Source organism: Burkholderia sp. Nafp2/4-1b, from assembly GCF_003635165.1.
In the GTDB taxonomy this organism is placed as follows: Bacteria; Pseudomonadota; Gammaproteobacteria; order Burkholderiales; family Burkholderiaceae; genus Burkholderia.
Genome location: NZ_ML058600.1, coordinates 145340 through 166593 on the forward strand (window position 1 = coordinate 145340; position 21254 = coordinate 166593).

Here is a 21254-nt window from a genome sequence, read left to right on the forward strand (position 1 = left end):
GGGTGCTTCTTCGCAAGGCAAGTACAATAGCGGCTTTCACGTCGTCCGAACGAACGACGCCGGCCAGGCCGCGCATCCCGCCATCATAGCGGCTCGCGCGCCCCATTCATGCGTTTCCGCCGTGTCGGCGGCGCCCGCCGGCCGTTTCGAACCAGCCCGCATGTTCACGCTTTCCGATTTCGATTTCAATCTGCCGCCCGAGCTGATTGCTCAAACGGCGCTGCCCGACCGCACCGCGAGCCGCCTGCTCGAGGTCGACCGCACCGTCGAACCCGCGCGCCTCGTCGACCGCCGTTTCGCCGAGCTGCCGTCGTGCATCGCCCCCGGCGACCTGCTCGTATTCAACGATACCAAGGTGCTCAAGGCACGGTTCTTCGGCCAGAAGGCCAGCGGCGGCAAGATCGAGGTGCTGATCGAGCGCGTGACCGGCACGCACACGGCGCTCGCGCAGATCCGCGCGAGCAAGTCGCCGGGCGCCGGCACGACGCTGCGCCTGGCCGACGCATTCGACGTGACGGTCGGCGAGCGCGTCGAGCCGTTCTTCACGCTGCACTTCCCCGCGCCGTGCCTCACGCTGATCGAGCAGCACGGCCGCCTGCCGCTGCCGCCATACATCGAGCACGACGCCGACGCGAACGACGAGACGCGCTACCAGACGGTCTATGCGAGCAATCCGGGCGCGGTCGCCGCGCCCACGGCCGGGCTGCACTTCGACCAGCCGCTGCTCGAGAAGCTCGACGCGATGGGCGTCGAGCGCGCGACGCTGACGCTGCACGTCGGTGCCGGCACGTTCCAGCCGGTGCGCGTCGAGAACATCGCCGAGCACAAGATGCACAGCGAGTGGTACGACCTGCCGCAGTCGCTCGTCGACAAGATCGCCGCGACCCGCGCACGCGGCGGCAACGTGATCGCGGTCGGCACGACGTCGATGCGCGCGCTCGAAGCCGCGGCGCGCAGCGCCGACGAAGCGGGCCGCCCGCTCGCCGCGACGCAGGCCGAGACCGACATCTTCATCACGCCCGGCTACGCTTTCCGGGTCGTCGACCGGCTCGTCACGAACTTCCACCTGCCGAAGTCGACGCTGCTGATGCTGGTGTCCGCGTTCGCGGGCGTCGAGACGATCCGCGCCGCGTACCGGCACGCGATCGAAGAACGCTACCGCTTCTTCAGCTACGGCGACGCGATGCTGCTCACGCGGCGCGACACGCCGGAGGCGCCGCGCGCGTAAGCGCGGCGAGCACCGCTGGCGCTACACGGACGACGGCTGCCGTACTGCACGGCCGCCGCGCCCCGCTTTCACGTTGCGCGCGCTACGCTCGCGCGCACTGCTTTTCACCGCCGCCGGGTTGCCGGCGGCGTTTCAAAACTGCGCCGGACTGTTTTCCGGTGGCAAGGAGAATGACGCGATGACCGAAGGTTCATCCCACGATACGCACGCCGATACGCACGCCCCCGTGCAGGACCGCCCCGCGAACGGGCTCGAATTCGAACTGCTGACGACCGACGGCCACGCCCGCCGGGGCCGCGTGAAGCTCAACCACGGCGTGGTCGAGACGCCGATCTTCATGCCGGTCGGCACGTACGGCACCGTGAAGGCGATGCAGCCGCGCGACCTGCACGAGATCAAGGCCCAGATCATCCTCGGCAACACGTTCCACCTGTGGCTGCGCCCGGGCCTCGACACGATCGACGCGCACGGCGGCCTGCACGGCTTCATGGGCTGGAACAAGCCGATCCTGACCGATTCGGGCGGCTTCCAGGTGTTCTCGCTCGGCGACCTGCGCAAGATCACCGAGGACGGCGTCACGTTCGCGTCGCCGATCAACGGCGACAAGCTGTTCCTGTCGCCGGAAGTGTCGATGCAGATTCAGAAGGTGCTGAACTCGGACATCGTGATGCAGTTCGACGAATGCACGCCGTACGCGACCAACGGCGTGCCGACGACGCACAAGGAAGCGGCCGATTCGATGCGCATGTCGCTGCGCTGGGCGAAGCGTTCGCTCGACGAGTTCGACCGGCTCGGCAACCCGAACGCGCTGTTCGGGATCGTCCAGGGCGGGATGTTCGAGGACCTGCGCGACGAATCGCTCGCGGGCCTGTCGGAGCTCGGCTTCCACGGCCTCGCGATCGGCGGGCTGTCGGTCGGCGAACCGAAGGAAGACATGATGCGCGTGCTGCGGCACGTCGGCCCGAAGCTGCCGGCCAACAAGCCGCACTACCTGATGGGCGTCGGCACGCCGGAGGACCTGGTCGAGGGCGTCTCGAACGGCATCGACATGTTCGACTGCGTGATGCCGACCCGCAACGCGCGCAACGGCTGGCTGTTCACGCGCTTCGGCGACGTGAAGATCCGCAACGCGACGCACAAGAACTCGCTGAAGCCGCTCGATGCGAGCTGCGCGTGCTACACGTGCCGGAACTTCTCGCGCGGCTACCTGCACCACCTGCACCGCGTCGGCGAAATCCTCGGCGCGCAGCTCAACACGATCCACAACCTGCACTACTACCTGCAGCTGATGAGCGAGATCCGCGACGCGATCGAGACCCATACGTTCGAGGCCTTCCGCCAGCGCTTCGCGGAGGATCGGGCAAGAGGGGTCGACTGACGGGGCCGCTGCCCGCCCCGCCCGCGCACTGCGGGCGTCGAATAGGACGCGTACTAAATTTGGCGGTCTCGACACCGGTCGTGGCCGCCAAACATTACAATCACCTTTCCACGCGCATTACAACGATGCCGGTTCACGCTTTAACAGCTTGATCCGCAAGCGCATTTGCCGCGCCGTTTGCGCATGGGGCCGGTGGTAGAATAACCGGCTTATTTTTCGATCTTCCCCTACGGAGAGACCAACGTGCCGTTCATTTCCAATGCCTTCGCGCAAGGTGCCGGTGGCGCCGAATCGAGCCTGATGAGCTTCCTGCCGCTCATCCTGATGTTCGCGGTGCTGTACTTCATCATGATTCGTCCGCAGATGAAGCGCCAGAAGGAACACCGCAACATGCTCGCGGCCATGGCGAAGGGCGACGAAGTCGTCACGAGCGGCGGCCTCGTCGGCAAGGTGACGAAGGTCACCGAAGGCTACATCGGCGTCGAAATCGCCGAAGGCACCGAAATCACCGTGCAGAAGGCCGCCGTCACGACCATTCTGCCGAAGGGCACGATCAAGTCGCTGTAAGGCTTTTACCGAGCGTCCGGCTTCCCGCGCCGTGCCCGCCTGAGAGAGCGGGCCGCCGCGGCGCCGGACGCGACGCTTTCACGCCAACCACCCGTTCGGCCCCCTCATGAATCGTTATCCAATCTGGAAATATGTCGTGATGGTCGTGGCGCTCGCCATCGGCTTTCTGTACACATTGCCCAACTTCTTCGGCGAAGCGCCGGCGGTGCAGGTGTCGAGCGGCAAGGCCACGGTCAAGCTCGACTCGACCACGCTGACCCAGGTCGAATCCGCGCTCGCGTCCGCGCAGATCAAGCCGGACGACGTCACCTTCGAGAACACGGCGTCCAACGCGAACATCCGCGTGCGCCTGAAGGACACCGATACGCAACTGCGCGTCAAGGACCTGCTGCAGAAATCGCTGAACGCCGACCCGAACGATCCGCAATACGTCGTTGCACTGAACCTGCAGAGCGCGTCGCCGCGCTGGCTGACCGCACTACACGCGCTGCCGATGTATCTCGGCCTCGACCTGCGCGGCGGTGTCCACTTCCTGCTCCAGGTCGACATGACGGGCGCGCTCACGAAGAAGCTCGACTCCGACGCTTCCGACGCGCGCTCGCTGCTGCGTGACAAGAACATCCGCGACGGTGGCGTGAGCCGCGTCGATCAGTCCGTCGTCGTCAACTTCAGCGACGCGCAAACGGCCGAAGACGCGCGCAAGGTGCTCGCCGCGTCGGTCACCGAACTGCAATGGGCGACCCAGCCCGGCGGCGGCGGCACGCAAGTCGTCGGCACGTTCACGCCGGCCGTGCAGAAGGCCGTCGAGGACGCCGCGCTCAAGCAGAACCTGACCACCCTCCACAACCGCGTGAACGAACTCGGCGTGTCCGAGCCGATCCTGCAGCAGCAAGGCAGCGACCGTATCGTCGTCGAACTGCCGGGCGTGCAGGACACCGCGAAGGCGAAGGACATCATCGGCCGTACCGCGACGCTCGAGGCGCGCCTCGCCGATCCGCTGAACACGCACCCGAACCCGAACGACCCCGTCCCGCCGGGCGAGGAGCTGTTCACGCAGGGCAACCAGGCGCCCGTGCTGCTGAAGAAGGAAGTGATCTTCACCGGCGACCGCATCATCGATGCATCGGCCGGCTTCGACGAACACCAGCGTCCGTCGGTCAACATCCGCCTCGACTCGGCGGGTGGCCGCTCGGTGCGCGCGGTATCGCGCGAGAACATCGGCAAGCCGATGGCGATGGTGCTGTTCGAGAAGGGCAAGGGCGAGGTGCTGACGGTCGCGACGATCCAGTCCGAACTCGGCGACCGCTTCCAGATCACGGGCCAGCCGACGCCGCAGGCCGCGGCCGACCTCGCGCTGCTGCTGCGCGCCGGTTCGCTCGCAGCTCCCATGGACATCATCGAGGAACGCACGATCGGCCCGAGCCTCGGCGCGGACAACATCAAGATGGGCGTCCACTCGGTGATCTGGGGCTTCTGCGCGATCGCCGTGTTCATGATCGCGTACTACATGCTGTTCGGCGTGATCTCGGTGATCGGCCTGTCGGTGAACCTGCTGCTGCTCGTCGCGGTGCTGTCGCTGATGCAGGCAACGCTCACGCTGCCGGGTATCGCGGCAATCGCGCTCGCGCTCGGCATGGCGATCGACTCGAACGTGCTGATCAACGAGCGCGTGCGTGAAGAACTGCGCGCCGGCCAGCCGCCGCAGCTCGCGATCCAGTCGGGCTACGCGCATGCGTGGGCGACGATTCTCGACTCGAACGTCACGACGCTGATCGCCGGCCTCGCGCTGCTCGCGTTCGGCTCGGGCCCGGTTCGCGCATTCGCGATCGTGCACTGCCTCGGCATCCTGACGTCGATGTTCTCCGCCGTGTTCTTCTCGCGCGGGCTCGTCAACCTCTGGTACGGCGGCCGCAAGAAGCTGAAGTCGCTCGCGATCGGCCAGGTGTGGAAGCCGGAAGGCGCCGCAGCCGGCGCGGCGTTCGCCGCGGCCGACGAATCGACCGACACCGCGCGCGACGCGAAGCTCGCCGCACCCGCGAAGAGCAACGCACCGCGCGCCGGCAAGCCGCAACTGCGCAACCGCGCGCAGCAAGGCGTGTCGCCGAAGAAACCGGGCTCGACCCAATAAGGCCCCGGAGACGAAGCCATGGAATTTTTCCGCATCCGTAAAGACATTCCGTTCATGCGGCACGCGCTGGTGTTCAACGTGATCTCGCTGGTCACGTTCCTCGCCGCCGTGTTCTTCCTGTTCCACCGCGGGCTGCACCTGTCCGTCGAATTCACCGGCGGTACGGTGATCGAGGTCCAGTACCAGCAGGCCGCGCAGCTCGAACCCGTGCGCGCGACGCTCGGCAAGCTCGGCTACGCCGATGCGCAGGTGCAGAACTTCGGCACGTCGCGCAACGTGCTGATCCGCCTGCAGCTGAAGGAAGGCCTCACGTCCGCGCAGCAGAGCGACCAGGTGATGACCGCGCTGAAGGCGCAAAGCCCCGACGTGTCGCTGCAGCGCGTCGAGTTCGTCGGCCCGCAGGTGGGCCGCGAGCTCGCGACCGACGGCCTGCTCGCGCTCGCGTGCGTGGTGATCGGCATCGTGATCTACCTGTCGATCCGCTTCGAATGGAAGTACGCGGTCGCCGGCATCATCGCGAACCTGCACGACGTCGTGATCATTCTCGGCTTCTTCGCGTTCTTCCAGTGGGAGTTCTCGCTGGCGGTGCTCGCGGCGATCCTCGCGGTGCTCGGCTACTCGGTCAACGAGTCTGTCGTCATCTTCGACCGGATCCGCGAAACGTTCCGCCGCGAACGCCGGATGAGCGTGCCTGAGGTGATCAACCACGCGATCACGACCACGATGTCGCGCACGATCATCACGCACACGTCGACGGAAATGATGGTGCTGTCGATGTTCTTCTTCGGCGGCCCGACGCTGCACTACTTCGCGCTCGCGCTGACGGTCGGCATCATGTTCGGCATCTACTCGTCGGTGTTCGTCGCGGGTTCGCTCGCGATGTGGCTCGGCATCAAGCGCGAAGACCTGATCAAGGAAAAGAAGGGCGCGCACGATCCGGACGATCCGAACGCAGGCGCGCAGGTTTAAGCGCCGCGCCGTTTCGGCGGATATCCGCTCCGAAGGCCGGTCCCCCGTGGGGGCCGGCCTTTTTTCATGAGCGGGGCACCGCCCTCCTCCCCCCGGCGCGACGGCGCGGGCGCGGCGCACACCGACGCGCCGCGGCGCCCGCTCCGATCACCGAAACCCGAACCGCCGCCGCAGCACGACCAGCGCCGCGAGGCTCAGCACGGCCGCGAACATCAGGTAGAAGCTCGGCGCGGTCTTCAGCCCGGTCGCGCGGATCAGCCACGCGATGATGAACGGCCCGAAGCCGCCGAAGATCGTCACCGCGACGTTATAGGCGAGCGACATGCCGGTCGTGCGCGTCTGCACCGGAAACACTTCGGACAGCAGCCCGGGCAGCGCGGCGAAATAGCCGGTCATCAGGAACGCGAGCAGCACCTGCAGCGCGATCAGCGTGCCGAAGCCCGGATGCGCGACCAGGTACGCGAACGCCGGATAGATCAGCACGAGAATGCCGATGGCCGGCGCGATCATCACGCGCACGCGGCCGTAGCGATCCGACCAGTGGCCGACGAGCGGCGCGAACGCCATCTGGATCACGCCGACGACGAGGATCGCCGCGAACGCGGCCGACGGCGCGAGGCCGAGCTGCTTCACGCCGTAGGTCGGCATGAACAGCACGAGATAGGTCGCGACGGTGCCGAGCACCACCACGCCCATCGCGGCCACGAGCCGCGCCTTGTGCGACGCGAACGTGTCGCGCAACGGGCTCGCGGTGCTTTCGGCGGCGAGGAATTCGGGCGTCTCGTCGACCTTCGAACGGATGTAGTACGCAACCGGCCCGAGCAGCAACCCGAAGAAGAACGGGATGCGCCAGCCCCACGCGGCCATCTGGTCGGCCGTGAGCTGCGCGTTCAGCACGGTGCCGAAGCCGGCCGCGAGCAGCGTCGTGAGCCCCTGGCTCGCGACCTGCCAGCTCGCGAAGAAGCCGCGCCGGCCCGGCACGTGCTCGGCGAGGAACGCGGTCGCGCTGCCGAATTCGCCGCCGGCCGAGAAGCCCTGCATCAGCCGTGCGGCGACGAGAATCAGCGGCGCGGCGACGCCGATCGTCTGGTAGGTCGGCAGCACCGCGATGATCAGCGTGCCGACCATCATCAACAGGATCGACAGCGTGAGCGCAGCCTTGCGGCCCGCGCGGTCGGCATACGCGCCGAGCACGATCGCGCCGAGCGGGCGCATGAAGAACGACACGCCGAACGTGCCGAGCGTGAGCAGCAGCGACACGGTGTCGTTGCCGGCCGGAAAGAACAGCTTCGAGATCGTCACCGCGAAGAACCCGTAGACGACCAGGTCGAACCACTCGAGCGCGTTGCCGATCGACGCGGCGACCACCGCGCGCCACACGCGCGGCGACGGGGCAATGGAGCTGGACTGCGTGACGGCATGCATCGGCGATCTCCTTGTCGTTATACGTTCTGTCCGACGCGTCCGTTCTCGCGCCGCGAGCTGCGCCGACGATTATAGGCGCGCAAAAAGAAACGCCGCGCCCCCGAAAGCGGGAGCGCGGCGGTTCGCACGCGCGGGGCCGGCACGACCCCGGCCGGGCGCGTTACTGCTGCTTGACGGCTTCGGCCGTGATCAGCAGCTTCGTCTTCATCTTGAAGCCGTACTGCTTGCCGTAGTCGAGGCCGAAATCGTCGCGGCTGAATTCGCCGACGGCGTCGACGCCGCACACTTCACGCTTGAGCATCGGATGCGGCATGCACTTGAGCGAATCGATCTTCAGCGTCACCGGCTTCGTGACGCCATGCAGCGTCAGGTTGCCGACCACCGACACCGGCTTGTCGCCGTCGAACTTGATCGTGCCCTTGTAGTTCGCCTGCGGGAACTTGGCCGCGTCGAAGAACTCGGCCGTCTGCAGGTGCTCGTCGAGCTTCTCGCTGCCCGTGTGGATCGACGCGATGTCGGTCGTCACGTCGACCGTACCGGTCTTCGCCGCGCGGTCGAGCGTCACGCTGCCGCTCGACTTGTCGAACTTGCCGCGCCAGACCGACAGGCCGCCGAAGTGGTCGGCCTCGAAGCTCGGGTACGTGTGGCTCGGATCGAACTGGTACGTCGCGCTGTCGGCGAAAGCCGAGAACGACAGCGAAGCGGCCAGCGCGCCCGCGGCGATGATCAGATGCTTTTTCAACTCTTTCTCCTTGGAACGGCGCCGCGCCCTCGCGCGGCGATCGGGTGATGCGACAGCCCGTCGCTTACTTGCTGGCGACGAGATGGAACTTGATCTGCACTTCGTCGGCGACGATCGACGTGTCCTTCCACTCGCCGGTGCCGATGTTGAACGCCGAACGCTTGATCGGCAGCACGCCGTCGAAGGTCTGCGTCGCGCCGCTCTGGGTGACCGTGACGGGCACCGTGATGGTCTCGGACTTGCCCTTGATCGTCAGCTTGCCGGTCACGTTGTACTTGTTGCCGCCCGCCGGCGCGATCGCCGACGACGCGAAGGTCGCCTGCGGATACGCTTTCGCGTCGAACCAGTCCTTGCCGGCGACCTGGTCGTTGTACATCTTGTCGCCGAGATCGAAGCTCGCGACGTCGATCGTCATTTGCGCGCTGCCCTGCCCGGCCTTCGCCGGGTCGAACTTCACCTGTGCGGAGAACTTCTTGAATGCGCCTTCGGTCGGCACGTTCATCTGCTTCGACACGGCGGACACCTTGCTCTTCGCGAAATCGACGTCGGCGTGCGCCGCGGCCGACGCGACAAGCGACACCGCGGCGACCGCGGTCAGCATGGAGCGGGAGAAAGACACTTTCATGGGATCCTTCATTTGGCAAAGGGAAGCATTCGCGACAGCAGGCCGTCGCGGTCCAACACCTGATGCTTGAGCGCCGCGAGCACGTGCAGCGACACGAGCGCAAGCAGAATGTAATTCAAAGAAACGTGCAGCGTCTTGAAGGTTTCCTTCAGCACCGGATCGGGATCGATCAGGCGCGGCAGCGGCACGATGCCGAGGTAGACGACCGGGATGTTCGACGCCGAGCTGTACAGGTAGCCGGTGAGCGGGATCGCGAGCATCAGCACGTACAGCAGGATGTGCACGCCGTGCGACGCCGCACGCTGCCATGCCGGCGTGTTGCCGGGCAGCGCCGGCGACGCGTGCGTCGCGCGCCACAGCACGCGCACGACGGCCAGCGCGAACGCCGTCACGCCGATCCACTTGTGCCACGAGAAGTACTTCAGCTTGGTCGGCGTGAAGCCGGGGATGTCGGTCATCACCCAGCCGAGCGCGAAGCCGCAGACGATCAGCAGCGCGATCAGCCAGTGCAGCGCGATCGCGGTCTGCGTGTAACGTGCCGGCATGGCCGGCAGCGAATTCGATGCCATCGTGGGATCCTCAGTTGAGCGAACGGCTGCGCCGGCAAATTCGACCGACGCATGTCACGGCCGCCATGCTACCGCAACCTTTTGACGGACGCGGACTCTGAGGACAGGCATGTCAGCCGGCTGCCATGTCTACGCCATGTTACCGACCGGTCACCCGGCAACCGCACGTTGACACGCCGAAAAAGCCGTTTTGGTAAGATTGGCGCGGGTTCCGGCCCCGTCGGCGTGTCCCCCGCCCGTCGTACAACCGCTTTTTCCATGCAACGACACGACCTGATTGCCTGTCACGAATGCGACGCACTGTTGCATAAACCGCGCCTCGGCCGCCGCGAAATCGCACGCTGCCCGCGTTGCGACGCGCTGCTCTACCGCGACAGCACCACCCAGATCGAACGCATCAGCGCGCTCGCGGTCGCGGCGCTGGTGACGTTCATCATCGCGCAGGCCTTCCCGATCCTCGAAATGGACCTGAACGGCACCCGCGTGCAGACGACGCTGATCGGCGCGGTCGAAACGCTGTGGCACCAGGACATGGCGATCGTCGGTGTGATGGTGTTCTGCTCGACCATCCTGTTCCCTCTGGTCGAGATGTCCGCGCTGCTCTACGTGCTGCTGCCGATCCGCCGCGGCGTCGTGCCGCCAGGCCTCAACCTGGTGCTGCGCACGATCCAGCTCGTGCGCCCGTGGGGGATGATCGAGGTGTTCATGCTCGGCATCGTGGTCACGATCGTCAAGATGGTGAGCCTCGCGCGGGTCGTGCCCGACGCCGCGCTGTTCGCGTTCGGCGCGCTCACGCTGATGACGGCCGTCGTGCTGATGTTCGATCCGCGCACGCTGTGGGACATCGCCGACGACCTGCGCGCCGGGCGCTCGCCCGTTCGGCCCGAGCCCGCCGCACCGCTGCAGGACACCCCGCGCCGATGACCATGCCGACCGCCGCCCGCGAGGGCTACGCCAGTTGCCACGCCTGCGGGCTCGTGCAGACGATCGACCATCCGCACGCGCATTGCGCGCGCTGCGGCGCCACGCTGCATTTCCGTACGCCGAACAGCATCATGCGCACCTGGGCGCTGTTGCTCGCGGCCGCGATCCTCTATATCCCCGCGAACCTGCTGCCGATCCTGCACACGTCGTCGATCGTGGGCTCGCAGGAAGACACGATCATGAGCGGCGTCATCTATTTCTGGACCTCCGGAGACTGGCCCCTCGCGGTCGTCGTGTTCGTCGCCAGCATTCTCGTGCCGATGCTCAAGCTCTGCGTGCTGACGATCCTCGCGACCAGCGCGCAGCGCCGCGGCGCATGGCGGCCGCTGCAGCGCACGCGCCTGTACCGGATCGTCGAGCGGATCGGCCGCTGGTCGATGCTCGACATCTTCGTCGTGACGCTCACCGTCGCGCTCGTCCATTTCCGTTCGCTCGCCGTCATCACGGCCGGCCCCGGCGCGCTCGCGTTCGGCTCGGTCGTGATCCTGACGATGCTCGCGTCGATGCAGTTCGATCCCCGCCTGATCTGGGATCCAGTCGAAACCTCAGGGAAACACCATGAATAGTCCGCAAGGCCCGCAGCACGACGACGCGTCCCGGCCGCCCGATCCGACGATCTCGACGAAAAGCGGCTGGCTGCCGTCGCTCGTCTGGCTCGTGCCGCTGATCGCCGCGCTGATCGGCATCGGCCTCGTGCTCAAGTCGGTGCACGAACGCGGCCCGGAAATCTCGATCAGCTTCCACAGCGCGGAAGGGCTCGAGCCGGGCAAGACGCAGGTCAAGTACAAGGACGTCGAGATCGGCACGGTCAAGACGATCAAGCTGTCGAAGGACCTGTCGCGCGTGCTCGTCCAGGTGCAGCTGAAGAAGGAAGCCGAGGACTTCGCGGTCAAGGGCTCGCGCTTCTGGATCGTGCGACCGCGCGTAGGCGCGACCGGCGTGTCGGGGCTCGGCACGCTGCTGTCGGGCGCATACATCGGCGTCGATGCCGGCCACGGGCAGGACACGCAGACCGACTTCACCGGCCTCGAGACGCCGCCGGCCGTGACCGGCGACCAGAAGGGCACCCAGTACGTGCTGCGCGGCGATTCGCTCGGCTCCGTCGACATCGGCTCGCCGGTCTACTACCGCCGCGTGCCGGTCGGCCAGGTGGTCGGCTTCTCGCTCGACAAGGACGGCACGGGCGTCACGTTCAACGTGTTCGTCAATGCGCCGTACGACCAGTACGTCGGCCTGAACTCGCGCTGGTGGCAGGCGAGCGGCGTCGACCTGCGGCTCGATTCGAGCGGCCTGAAGCTGAACACGCAGTCGCTCGCGACGGTGATCCTCGGCGGCATTGCGTTCCAGACGCCGCCGAACCAGGGCAGCGGCGCGACCGCGCCGAACAACACGACGTTCCGCCTCGGCTCCGACGAGGGCGACGCGATGCGCGACCCGGACGGCCAGCCGCTGCAGGTCGTGATGAACTTCAACCAGTCGCTGCGCGGGCTCGCCGTCGGTGCGCCGGTCGACTTCCGCGGCATCGTGCTCGGCGAAGTGACGAACATCGGCATCGACTACGATCCGAAAACCAAGAACTTCCTGATGCCGGTCACGATGAACGTGTATCCGGAGCGGCTCGGCCGGCGCTTCCGCGAAACGATCGAGAGCCAGGGCGAACCGGCCCGCCGCGAGATCGTCGAGCGCCTCGTCAAGCACGGGCTACGCGGCCAGCTGCGCACTGGCAACCTGCTGACGAGCCAGCTGTACGTCGCGCTCGACTTCTTCCCGAAGGCGCCGCCGGCGACGATCGACGCGACGCGCCAGCCGCTCGAGCTGCCGACCGTGCCGAACACGCTCGACGAACTGCAGCTGCAGGTCGCCGACATCGCGAAGAAGCTCGACAAGGTGCCGTTCGACCAGATCGGCGCGAACCTGAACAGCGCGCTGTCGAACGCCGACAAGCTGTTCAAGCAGCTCGACACGCAGGTCGCACCGGAAGCGCGCGACACGCTGTCGGCCGCGAAGCAGACCTTCTCGACCGCCGAGGCGACGCTGCAGCAGGATTCGCCGCTGCAGTCGGACGTGCGCGGCGCGCTGAAGGAGCTCACGCGCACGCTGCAATCGCTGAACGCGCTCGCCGATTATCTCGAGCGTCATCCCGAATCGCTGCTCAAGGGCAAGCCAGGAGATCAACAATGACGACGACACGCGTGAACGGTTTCGCGGGCGGCGCGGCGGCAGTCTTCGCCGCGCTCGCGCTCGCCGCGTGCAGCTCGCCGCCCGCACGGTTCTATACGCTGAGCCCGGCCGACGCCGCGACGCCCGTGCGCACCGCGCCCGCCAACCCGGCGTTCCTGATCGAGGTGCCGTCGGTCAGCGTGCCCGAACAGGTCGCGAAGAACCAGCTCGTCGTGCAGAAGAACGCCGCGCAGGTCGACGTGCTCGAACAGGATCGCTGGGCCGCGCCGCCCGCCGACGAGATTCGCCGCGCGCTGTCGGACGATCTCGCCGCGCAGCTCGGCACGATCGACGTCGCGAATTCCGCGTATCCGGCAGGCGTGCCCGTCTACCGGATCAGCGTGAACGTGCAGCGCTTCGAGTCGTGGCCGGCCAAGCGGGCCGCGATCGATGCCGTGTGGAGCGTGCGCGTGCTCGGCACGCAAGCGGTGATGACGTGCCGCACGAGCGTCGCGGAACCGGTCGCCGACGGCTACGACGCGCTCGTCGCCGGCCACCGGCGCGCGCTCGACGTGATTGCATCGCAGGCCGCGGCCGGCGTGCGCGCGATGGCCGCGCGGCGTGGTGCGACGGCGCCGACGAGCGCCGCCGGCAACAAGACGGCCGCGGTGCCGGCTGTGCCGGGCGTGCCCTGCCCGGCCAATCCGGCGCCTGGCGGCGACGCGGGCGCGACCGGCAAGTCCGGCGCGTAAGCGAGCGGCGCGCGGGCCGGCGTCGCACGCATTCGCACCTGCGACGGCATTCGATCGCCGCCGCGGCGCGATAGTCGGGATCGGCATCGGCATCGGCGTCGGCGTCGGTAATCGGCGTCGGCCGTCGGCATCAGCATCGGCATCGGCAAACGACATCGGCAACGATTCACGTGCGCGCACCGCCGTGCACGCGAACCCGCCGCCCCCTCCGCGACGGCCCGCACGGCGCGGTCGCAATCGGCCGAACGGCCATTTGCATTGTTTGTCAAAATCCGCCGGAACCGGCGCCACGCAACGCGGTCGGCTTGCGTTTTCGCGCCCGATTGACGATCCTACGCACTTTCCGGCTCGCGCCGCGCGTCGTGCGCGCCAGCCGGCTGGCGCTCCGCCCGGCGTGTCCGGTCCGGTCGCCGCCTCTGCCGGGGCCCGCACGCGTGTCCGCGCGCACCGCATCGGGGCAGCCGCATCGCGGGTCGCCGCGCATCGTCCGGCCACCCGACAGCCTCACCGTTCTCCCCGGCGCCGCGCCGTGTTGCCGGCCGGCATCCCGAACCCGCCCGTCCAGGGCTTTCGCTATCCCGTTTATGTTTCGTTCCCTGACGACCCTGATCAAGAAGTGGCGCGCGTCGCGCAATGCGGGCCATCAGCTCGATGCGCTGCTCGCGCATGCCGACGCCGATGCCTCGTACGCCGAGCGCAGCGAGTGGCTGATCGAGCTCGCGCACTGGCTGCGCCGCAACGGCACGATGCAGGCCGCGCAGGATGCACCGGCCGAACGCGACGCCACCGCGCGCGCGTATCCGGCGCACGCCCGGCTGCGCTACCTGTTCCACGTGCTCGATCGCAATCCCGCGTGGAAATCGCACGCGGCGCGCATCCTGCGCGGGATCCTGCGCGAATGCGACGGCATCTCGCTGCTGTGCGACGCGGGCATGCCCGTGCATTCGGGTTTCTTCGGCGCGCTGTTCGAGCGGATCGACTCGTCGCTGATCCCGCCCGCGCCGAACCGCCGCGAACTGACCGCGCTGTTCACGCTGATGTTCCCGACGCCGGAAGACCCACAATGGATCGACGCGCTGCCCGACGACCTGCTCGCGCGCCTCGCCGAGCTGATCGCGTACGACGTCACCGACGAGGAACGCCACGAACCCGGCTCGTTCTCGCGCGACCTGCTGGCCGCGCTGCACAACCTGACCTGCCAGATCAGCTCGACCGGGCTGTCGCAGACGGTGCGCAGCCGGCTGTCCGACGACGACGCGCGCAAGCCGCTCGAAACGCAGCCGTTCTACCGCCTCACGCGCGCGATGCTCGCGGTCGAGACCGCGCAGGCGGCCGTCGAGGACGGCGGCGAGCCAAGCAAGCTGCTGCACGAGGTGAACTACCTGCGCATGCTGCTCGACGAATGCCGGATCGCGGTCGACGACGTGTTCGCGCACCTGTACCGCAACGGCGTGTCGGTCGACATCGTGTTCCAGGTCGAGCGGATGCGCATGCGCATCGTGCGCGCGGAAATGCTGCTCAATGCGTGGATGGCACGCGACGACCTGCACGGGATGGCGCGCCTGACGGCCGAGCTCGTCGACGCGAACCAGAACAGCCAGAGCGTCGCGCACCTCGTGCGCAGCAACTTCTCGCTGTTCGCGCGCAAGCTCGTCGAGACCAACGCGGACACCGGCGAGCACTACATCTCGCGCGGCCGCGCCGAGTACCTGAAGATGCTGCGGATGGCCGCGGGCGGCGGCCTCGTCACCGTCGCGACCGTGTGCGTGAAGTTCGCGATCACGGGTGCGCACCTGCAGTCAATGCTCGAAGGGCTGCTCGCGGGCGTCAACTACGCGGCGAGCTTCATGCTGATGCACTTCCTGCACTTCACGCTCGCGACCAAGCAGCCGGCGATGACCGCGCCGACGCTTGCGCGCGAGCTCGACGACACGGGTCACGATGAAGGCGTGAAGACGTTCGTCGCGTCGGTGATCGCGCTGATCCGCACGCAGGCCGCGGCGATCTCCGGCAACGTGCTCGTCGTGCTCCCGGTGTGCCTGCTCGTCCAGCTCTTCGCCAGCAACCTGCTGCATGCGAACCTGATTTCGCCGGAGAAGGCGCACACGACGCTGCATTCGTTCTCGCTGCTGGGCCCGACGCCGTTCTACGCGGCGCTCACGGGCGTGCTGCTGTGGGCGTCGAGCCTGCTCGCCGGCTGGGCCGACAACTGGTTCGTGCTGCACCGGGTCGGCGACGCGCTCACGTACAACCGCCGGCTGCGGATCACGCTCGGCGCGGCCGGCGCCGCGAAGCTCGCGCATTTCTGCCGCTCGAACGTCGCGGGCGTGGTCGCCAACGTCGGCCTCGGGCTGATGCTCGGCCTGATCCCGGCGATCGTCACCGTGTTCCTGTTCCCGTTCGAGGTGCGGCACGTGACGCTGTCGGCCGGCTCGATCGGGATCGCGCTCGGCGTGCTGGGCAAGGATGCGCTCGGTTCGCCCGAGCTGTGGTGGGCGTGCGCGGGCGTGCTGAGCATGGCGATCCTCAACGTGCTCGTGAGCTTCGCGCTCGCGTTCACGATGGCCGTGCGCTCGCGCAGCCTGCGCCGCACCAAGGTGCGCGCGCTGGTCGGCGCGATCGTGCGCACCGTGCTGGCGAAGCCGTCCGCGCTGTTCTGGCCGGCCGGCGCACCGGTCGCGCGGGCCCGCCAGCCGGACTCGCACTGACCCTTTGGCGGCGGCGCGCCGCCCGGGCGGGCGCCGCCGCACGAACCGCCGCACGAACCGCCGCACGAACCGCCGCACGAACCACCGCACGAGCCGCCGCACGAGCCAGGGCAGCGCGTCCGGGCGGGCGGCACATCGGGGCGCCAGCGCGCCGAATCCGACACAACGCCGGCCCCGGCCGCCCGCGCCGCGTACAATGGTGGACTTTTGCACGTTCTTACCCGCCTTATGTCCTCGCCCACCCTGTACGAATTCTTCGCTCCCTGCCCGCGCGGCCTCGAAGCGGCGCTTGCCGCCGAGCTGGCCGAAATCGCCGGCCGCCATCTGGACGGTGCGCCGTTCACCGCGGGCGCGCAGGTGCCGGGCGGTGTGCATTTCCGCGGCGGCTGGGCCGCCGGCATGGCCGCGAACCTCCATTCGCGCATTGCGAGCCGCATCCTCCTGAAGATCGCGCACGGCCCGTACCGCAACGAACAGGACGTCTACGCGCTCGCGCTCGAGCAGCCGTGGGAACGCTGGTTCGCGTCGACGCAGACGCTGCGCATCGACATCACCGCGATCAAGTCGCCGCTGAAGAGCCTCGAGTTCACGACGCTGCGCGTGAAGGATGCGATCTGCGACCGGATGCGCGACAAGACCGGCTCGCGGCCGAGCATCGACACCGGTGCGCCGGACGTGCGCGTGTTCGCGTTCCTGACGGCCACCGAGTGCACGCTGTACCTCGATACGTCGGGCGAGCCGCTGTTCAAGCGCGGCTGGCGCCTCGACAAGGGCGCGGCGCCGCTGCGCGAGAACCTCGCGGCCGGCATCCTGCGCCTGACGGGCTGGACGCCCGGCACCGCGCTGTACGACCCGATGTGCGGCAGCGGCACGTTCCTCGCGGAAGCCGCGCAGATCGCGCTCGGCGTCGCGCCGGGCGTCGAGCGCCGCTTCGGCTTCGAAAAGCTCAAGCAGTACGACATCACCGCATGGCAGGGCCTGAAGGTTCCGGCGCTCGACGCGAAGCGCGCCGCGCGCGGCAAGCGCGATTCGCTCGGCGTGTACGGCAGCGACATCTCGGGCGACATGCTCGAGAAGGCGCGCGCGAACCTCGAGCGCGCGGGCGTGCCGTCGGTGTGGCTCAAGCAGGTCGACGCGCGCGGGATGACGCCGCCGTGCGACGGCCCCGGCATCATCCTCGCGAACCCGCCGTACGGCGAGCGGATCGAAGTGCGCGGCCGCAGCGCGCGCGGCGAGGTGCGCGAGACGGGCCGCAACCGCGGCAACGACGACGCGTTCCGCCGCACGCACACCGATGCACCGGACAGCGAGTTCTTCAATGCGCTCGGCGATGCGCTCAAGCAGCGTTTCACCGGCTGGCAGGCGTTCCTGCTGACGTCGGATCGTTCGCTGCCGGGCCAGCTGCGCCTGCGCGAATCGGCGAAGACGCCGCTGTTCAACGGCGCGCTCGAATGCCGGCTGTTCCGCTTCGACCTGATCGCCGGCAGCGTGAAGGCGCGCCCGGCCGCGGCGGAAGGCGACGCCTGACGCATCGCCTTCTCGCACCGGCCGCTGCGGCCGCGTGCTGACATCCTGACGACGCCCGGCCCCCGCCGGGCGTTTTGCTTGGTGCGGCATCGATGCATGCGGCGCCGCGCTCACGCCCTTCGCGCCGCCCGCCTGCGCGCCGCCTGCCGTCCGCCTGCCGACCGCCACCGTAGCGGCCTTCTGTCAGCACCGCCATCACTACTGACAGCACGCTGTCAGCAGCCCCCCATCACACTGCAATCCCGGCGCAATGCAAGGCTGGTTTCCACCAAGAATCCGAACAACAAGGAGCTCGTCATGACGTCCGCAACTGCAACCGCAACCCTCGAACGCGCGATCGCGTGGTTCGACATCCCGTCCCTCGATTTCGACCGGGCGATCCGTTTCTACGAAACCGTGCTGCAAACCACGCTGCAGCGTGAAGTCGTCGGCGGCGTGCCGATGGCCATGTTCGATCACGAGGCGTCGAGCACCGGCGGCAGCATCGTGTTCGATCCGCAGCAGATGAAGCCGAGCGCGAACGGCGTGCTGGTGTACCTGAACGCCGGCGAGTCGGTCGTCGCCGCGCTCGAGCGCGCGAAGCGCGCGGGCGGCGTCGTGCAGGGCCCGGTCGTCGAGCTGCCGAACAACTACGGCTACATCGGCTACCTGATCGATACCGAAGGTAACCGCGTCGGCTTGCACGCGCCGAAATGCCATTGAGCGCACCGATGATCCGGCCGGCGCGGCGCTATCATCGCGAAGTTCCCGTAGCCGTTGGAGTCGAGGTGCAGCCATGACGCGCCGTGCCGACCGTCTGTTCCAGATCGCCGAGCTGTTGCGCGGCAGGCGTCTGACGACCGCGCAGCAACTCGCCGACTGGCTGTCGGTGTCGCCGCGCACCGTCTATCGCGACGTGCGCGACCTGCAGCTGTCAGGGGTGCCGATCGAAGGCGAAGCCGGCATCGGCTACCGGCTGAACCGCAACGCGAGCCTGCCGCCGCTCACGTTCACGGCCGAGGAGCTCGCGGCGCTCGCGGTCGGCGCGCGGATGCTCGAAACCTGGGGCGGTGCGCGCTTCGCGGGCGGCGCACGTTCGGCGCTCGCGAAGATCGCGTCGGCGATGCCGGCCGACAAGCGCACGGCGCTCGATCGCCTGCCGGTGTACGCGCCGTCGTTCCACATCGACGAGACGTTCTGCGCGAAGGTCGACGCGATCCACCAGGCAGTCGATACGCACCACATCGTCAGCTTCGACTACCGCGACCGGCTCGGCGCGCACACGCGGCGCCGCGTGTGGCCGCTCGGGCTCGTCTACTGGGGCGGCCGCTGGACGATCGGCGCGTGGTGCGAATTGCGCGGCGACTTCCGCACGTTCGACATCGCGCGAATGGGCGACATCACCGTGCACGAGCAGTTTCCGGACATGGAAGGCCGGCGGATCGCCGACTACATGCGGATCGCGGAAGCGCCGATGCGCTGACGCGTGCGGCGGCGGCTCGCGCCCCGGCCGCCCCCGTCACGCCTCGAACACGACCGGCCGCTTCGGTCGCTCGTCCACGTGCAGCGCGAACACGTCCGGGCGCGCATAGTGGCCGACCACGTCGAAGTCGTAACGCGCGCGCACCAGTTCGTCGGTATCGATGCGTGCGGTCACGAGCCCGGCCTCGCCGACGAGCGGCTCCGTCAGCGGGTCGCCGAGCGGCCCGACGATCACGCTGCCGCCGCGAATCAGCGGCCGCTCGGGATCCCAGCCCGGCACGTCGATGCCGAGTGCGCGCGGCGACGGCTGCACCTGGCACGCGCTGACGACGAAGCAGCGGCCCTCGTGCGCGATGTGGCGCATCGAGCTTTGCCATAGGTCGCGCTCGTCGACCGTCGGCGCACACCAGATCTGCACACCTTTCGCATACATCGCGCAGCGCAGCAGCGGCATGTGGTTCTCCCAGCAGATCGCCGCCCCCGCGCGACCTGCGGCCGTGTCGACCACCGGCAGCGTCGAGCCGTCTCCCTGCCCCCAGATCAGCCGCTCGGTGCCGGTCGGCATCAGCTTGCGGTGCTTCGCGACGAGCCCGTCGCGCGGATCGAAGAACAGCGCCGTGCAGTACAGCGTGCTGCCGCCGCGCTCGATCACGCCGACCACGAGGCTTGCACCGGTGCGCTGCGACAGCGCGGCGAGCTCGTCGGTTTCCGGCCCCGGCACGTCGATCGCCTGCGCGGCGTAGCGCGCATACGCATCGCGGCCTTCGGGCAGCCGGTAGCCGAGCCGCGTGCCGAACATCTCGCCTTTCGGATAACCGCCGAGCACGGCCTCCGGCAGCACGACGAGCGACGCGCCGCTGTCGCGGATCGCGGTTTCGTAGCCGAGGATCGTGTCGAGCGTGGCGCGCGTGCCGGCGGGCGATGCGCCGATCTGCAGCGCGGCGATGACTGAAGTGGGCATGAAGGCGTCTCCGTTGAATACGATGAAGGGTGACGCCATCTTTATCGATATCATTGCATCGATCAAATCGATACAACGATAACTGACATGAATGCGGATGATATCGCCGGGCTCGACCTGAACCTCTTGAAGGTGTTCGAGGCGCTGCACGAGGAAGGCGGCGCGAGCCGCGCGGCGCTTCGGCTCGGCCTGACGCAGTCGGCGGTGAGCGCGGCGCTCGCGCGGCTGCGCGTGATCTACGCCGATCCGCTGTTCGTGCGCACCGGCCGCGGGCTCGCGCCGACGCCGCGCGCGGACGAACTGAAGCCGATCCTGTCCGATGCGCTCGACCGCTGCCGCGAGAGCCTCGCGATCGCGGCCGACGGCGGCGAGCGGGTCGGCCGCACGATCTCGATCGGGCTGTCGGACGACTTCGAGATCGCGCTCGGCCGCGCGCTGATCGACGCGGTCGCGCGGGACGCCACGGGCATCCGGCTGATCTTCCGGCAGACCCACAGCGGCATTGCCGGCGACGCGCTGCTGCGGCACGGCGTCGATCTCGCGATCGCGTCGGGCGGGTTTTCGGCAAACGGGCTCAGCCGGCGCGCGGTCGCGACGGGCGGCTACGCGTGCCTGATCGATCCGGCCGGCCGTGCGCGGCCACCGCGCGCGCTCGCGCTCGCCGATTTCCTCGAGCGCGACCACCTGCTCGTGTCGTCGGGCGGCGTGATCGGGATCGTCGACGAGGCGCTGGCCGCGCTCGGCCACAAGCGGCGTGTCGCGGCGTCGACCACGCACTTCGCGGCGCTGCCGTACCTGCTGACCGGTTCCGATGCGGTAGCGACGATTCCGGCTCACGCGGCCCGCGCGATCGCGCAGGCGACGTCGCTGCGGGCGCTCGCGTGTCCGGTCGAGTTGCCGCGCTATCCGGTGGAGATCGGCTGGCGCACGAGCACGCAGCGCGATCCGGCGATCGTGCGCGTGCGGGACACGATCGCCAGCTGTGTCGCGCGGATCGTCGTACCGTGAAAATGCGGCGCTTGAACCGGCGCAAAGCGTTCCGGTCCGTTGTGCCGGCCGCGCGACACGCG

Annotated in this window: 19 protein-coding genes; 14 read left to right on the forward strand and 5 right to left on the reverse strand. The window is 68.3% G+C overall.

The features are described 5' to 3' along the window. Nucleotides 1-160 precede the first annotated feature (160 nt). The 5 genes from queA to secF all read left to right on the forward strand — a co-directional run bounded on the left by queA (nucleotide 161) and on the right by secF (nucleotide 6270). Nucleotides 161-1228, forward strand: a complete 1068-nt coding sequence (queA, locus tag C7H84_RS08560; RefSeq protein WP_121858411.1) for a tRNA preQ1(34) S-adenosylmethionine ribosyltransferase-isomerase QueA — start codon at nucleotides 161-163, stop codon at nucleotides 1226-1228. A 178-nt stretch (nucleotides 1229-1406) separates the two neighbouring features. Then, the gene (gene tgt / locus C7H84_RS08565) at nucleotides 1407-2606 is read left to right on the forward strand and encodes a tRNA guanosine(34) transglycosylase Tgt (protein WP_121858412.1); all 1200 of its coding nucleotides are present in this window, start codon (nucleotides 1407-1409) and stop codon (nucleotides 2604-2606) included. Between the two features lie 243 nt (nucleotides 2607-2849). Beyond that, nucleotides 2850-3173, forward strand: coding sequence for a preprotein translocase subunit YajC (gene yajC, locus C7H84_RS08570; RefSeq protein WP_006476868.1), 324 nt, complete (start codon nucleotides 2850-2852; stop codon nucleotides 3171-3173). 106 nt (nucleotides 3174-3279) lie between these two features. After that, entirely contained in the window at nucleotides 3280-5301 is a 2022-nt protein-coding gene (gene secD / locus C7H84_RS08575; protein ID WP_121858413.1) for a protein translocase subunit SecD, read from the forward strand. Between the two features lie 18 nt (nucleotides 5302-5319). Continuing rightward, a complete protein-coding gene (gene secF / locus C7H84_RS08580; RefSeq protein ID WP_121858414.1) occupies nucleotides 5320-6270 on the forward strand; it encodes a protein translocase subunit SecF in 951 nt (316 codons plus the stop codon). Nucleotides 6271-6417: 147 nt separating this feature from the next. On the opposite strand, the gene C7H84_RS08585 is transcribed toward secF, so the two are convergent. From C7H84_RS08585 to C7H84_RS08600, 4 genes are all read right to left on the reverse strand, one after another. Continuing rightward, nucleotides 6418-7695 carry an MFS transporter gene (locus C7H84_RS08585; RefSeq protein WP_121858415.1) on the reverse strand — a complete coding sequence of 426 codons (1278 nt, stop codon included), beginning with the start codon at nucleotides 7693-7695 and terminating at the stop codon, nucleotides 6418-6420. A gap of 160 nt (nucleotides 7696-7855) precedes the next feature. Then, nucleotides 7856-8437: a YceI family protein gene (locus C7H84_RS08590; protein WP_121858416.1), complete on the reverse strand. Its 582-nt coding sequence runs from the start codon at nucleotides 8435-8437 to the stop codon at nucleotides 7856-7858. A 64-nt stretch (nucleotides 8438-8501) separates the two neighbouring features. After that, a complete protein-coding gene (locus C7H84_RS08595) occupies nucleotides 8502-9062 on the reverse strand; it encodes a YceI family protein (RefSeq protein WP_121858417.1) in 561 nt (186 codons plus the stop codon). 8 nt (nucleotides 9063-9070) lie between these two features. Beyond that, the gene (locus tag C7H84_RS08600) at nucleotides 9071-9631 is read right to left on the reverse strand and encodes a cytochrome b (RefSeq protein ID WP_121858418.1); all 561 of its coding nucleotides are present in this window, start codon (nucleotides 9629-9631) and stop codon (nucleotides 9071-9073) included. A gap of 258 nt (nucleotides 9632-9889) precedes the next feature. Between C7H84_RS08600 and C7H84_RS08605 the strand changes: the two genes are divergently transcribed. The 8 genes from C7H84_RS08605 (at nucleotide 9890) to C7H84_RS08645 (ending at nucleotide 19224) form a co-directional block, all read left to right on the forward strand. Beyond that, nucleotides 9890-10555, forward strand: coding sequence for a paraquat-inducible protein A (locus C7H84_RS08605; RefSeq protein ID WP_121858419.1), 666 nt, complete (start codon nucleotides 9890-9892; stop codon nucleotides 10553-10555). Further along, entirely contained in the window at nucleotides 10552-11181 is a 630-nt protein-coding gene (locus tag C7H84_RS08610) for a paraquat-inducible protein A (RefSeq protein ID WP_121858420.1), read from the forward strand. Before C7H84_RS08605 ends, C7H84_RS08610 begins: the two co-directional genes overlap by 4 nt. After that, entirely contained in the window at nucleotides 11174-12796 is a 1623-nt protein-coding gene (locus C7H84_RS08615) for an MlaD family protein (RefSeq protein ID WP_121858421.1), read from the forward strand. Before C7H84_RS08610 ends, C7H84_RS08615 begins: the two co-directional genes overlap by 8 nt. Then, nucleotides 12793-13527: a PqiC family protein gene (locus tag C7H84_RS08620; RefSeq protein ID WP_121858422.1), complete on the forward strand. Its 735-nt coding sequence runs from the start codon at nucleotides 12793-12795 to the stop codon at nucleotides 13525-13527. Before C7H84_RS08615 ends, C7H84_RS08620 begins: the two co-directional genes overlap by 4 nt. A 584-nt stretch (nucleotides 13528-14111) precedes the next feature. Next, complete coding sequence (locus tag C7H84_RS08630) at nucleotides 14112-16235, forward strand: site-specific recombinase (RefSeq protein ID WP_121858423.1); 2124 nt, start codon at nucleotides 14112-14114, stop codon at nucleotides 16233-16235. A gap of 228 nt (nucleotides 16236-16463) precedes the next feature. Continuing rightward, entirely contained in the window at nucleotides 16464-17762 is a 1299-nt protein-coding gene (locus tag C7H84_RS08635; protein ID WP_121858424.1) for a class I SAM-dependent RNA methyltransferase, read from the forward strand. Between the two features lie 297 nt (nucleotides 17763-18059). After that, nucleotides 18060-18464, forward strand: coding sequence for a VOC family protein (locus tag C7H84_RS08640; RefSeq protein ID WP_121858425.1), 405 nt, complete (start codon nucleotides 18060-18062; stop codon nucleotides 18462-18464). A gap of 73 nt (nucleotides 18465-18537) precedes the next feature. Continuing rightward, nucleotides 18538-19224: a YafY family protein gene (locus C7H84_RS08645; protein WP_121858426.1), complete on the forward strand. Its 687-nt coding sequence runs from the start codon at nucleotides 18538-18540 to the stop codon at nucleotides 19222-19224. A gap of 36 nt (nucleotides 19225-19260) precedes the next feature. Here the strand turns inward: C7H84_RS08645 and C7H84_RS08650 are convergent, their stop codons facing one another. Further along, nucleotides 19261-20184, reverse strand: a complete 924-nt coding sequence (locus tag C7H84_RS08650; RefSeq protein ID WP_121858427.1) for a carbon-nitrogen hydrolase family protein — start codon at nucleotides 20182-20184, stop codon at nucleotides 19261-19263. Nucleotides 20185-20271: 87 nt separating this feature from the next. Here C7H84_RS08650 and C7H84_RS08655 point away from each other — a divergent pair, with 87 nt between their 5' ends. Continuing rightward, nucleotides 20272-21192 (forward strand): LysR family transcriptional regulator, encoded by a 921-nt coding sequence (locus C7H84_RS08655; protein ID WP_121858428.1) that lies wholly within the window; start codon nucleotides 20272-20274, stop codon nucleotides 21190-21192. The last annotated feature ends 62 nt before the right edge of the window (nucleotides 21193-21254 follow it).

Bases quoted from the DNA above. Each gene is read 5' to 3' on its own strand.
- C7H84_RS08620 (WP_121858422.1), top strand. From the start codon at position 12,793: ATGACGACGACACGCGTGAACGGTTTCGCGGGCGGCGCGGCGGCAGTC.
- C7H84_RS08640 (WP_121858425.1), top strand. From the start codon at position 18,060: ATGACGTCCGCAACTGCAACCGCAACCCTCGAACGCGCGATCGCGTGG.
- C7H84_RS08605 (WP_121858419.1), top strand. From the start codon at position 9,890: ATGCAACGACACGACCTGATTGCCTGTCACGAATGCGACGCACTGTTG.
- secD (WP_121858413.1), top strand. From the start codon at position 3,280: ATGAATCGTTATCCAATCTGGAAATATGTCGTGATGGTCGTGGCGCTC.
- C7H84_RS08615 (WP_121858421.1), top strand. From the start codon at position 11,174: ATGAATAGTCCGCAAGGCCCGCAGCACGACGACGCGTCCCGGCCGCCC.
- C7H84_RS08650 (WP_121858427.1), bottom strand. From the start codon at position 20,184: ATGCCCACTTCAGTCATCGCCGCGCTGCAGATCGGCGCATCGCCCGCC.
- C7H84_RS08635 (WP_121858424.1), top strand. From the start codon at position 16,464: ATGTCCTCGCCCACCCTGTACGAATTCTTCGCTCCCTGCCCGCGCGGC.
- secF (WP_121858414.1), top strand. From the start codon at position 5,320: ATGGAATTTTTCCGCATCCGTAAAGACATTCCGTTCATGCGGCACGCG.
- tgt (WP_121858412.1), top strand. From the start codon at position 1,407: ATGACCGAAGGTTCATCCCACGATACGCACGCCGATACGCACGCCCCC.
- C7H84_RS08655 (WP_121858428.1), top strand. From the start codon at position 20,272: ATGAATGCGGATGATATCGCCGGGCTCGACCTGAACCTCTTGAAGGTG.
- C7H84_RS08585 (WP_121858415.1), bottom strand. From the start codon at position 7,695: ATGCATGCCGTCACGCAGTCCAGCTCCATTGCCCCGTCGCCGCGCGTG.
- queA (WP_121858411.1), top strand. From the start codon at position 161: ATGTTCACGCTTTCCGATTTCGATTTCAATCTGCCGCCCGAGCTGATT.
- C7H84_RS08645 (WP_121858426.1), top strand. From the start codon at position 18,538: ATGACGCGCCGTGCCGACCGTCTGTTCCAGATCGCCGAGCTGTTGCGC.
- C7H84_RS08600 (WP_121858418.1), bottom strand. From the start codon at position 9,631: ATGGCATCGAATTCGCTGCCGGCCATGCCGGCACGTTACACGCAGACC.
- C7H84_RS08610 (WP_121858420.1), top strand. From the start codon at position 10,552: ATGACCATGCCGACCGCCGCCCGCGAGGGCTACGCCAGTTGCCACGCC.
- C7H84_RS08630 (WP_121858423.1), top strand. From the start codon at position 14,112: ATGTTTCGTTCCCTGACGACCCTGATCAAGAAGTGGCGCGCGTCGCGC.
- C7H84_RS08595 (WP_121858417.1), bottom strand. From the start codon at position 9,062: ATGAAAGTGTCTTTCTCCCGCTCCATGCTGACCGCGGTCGCCGCGGTG.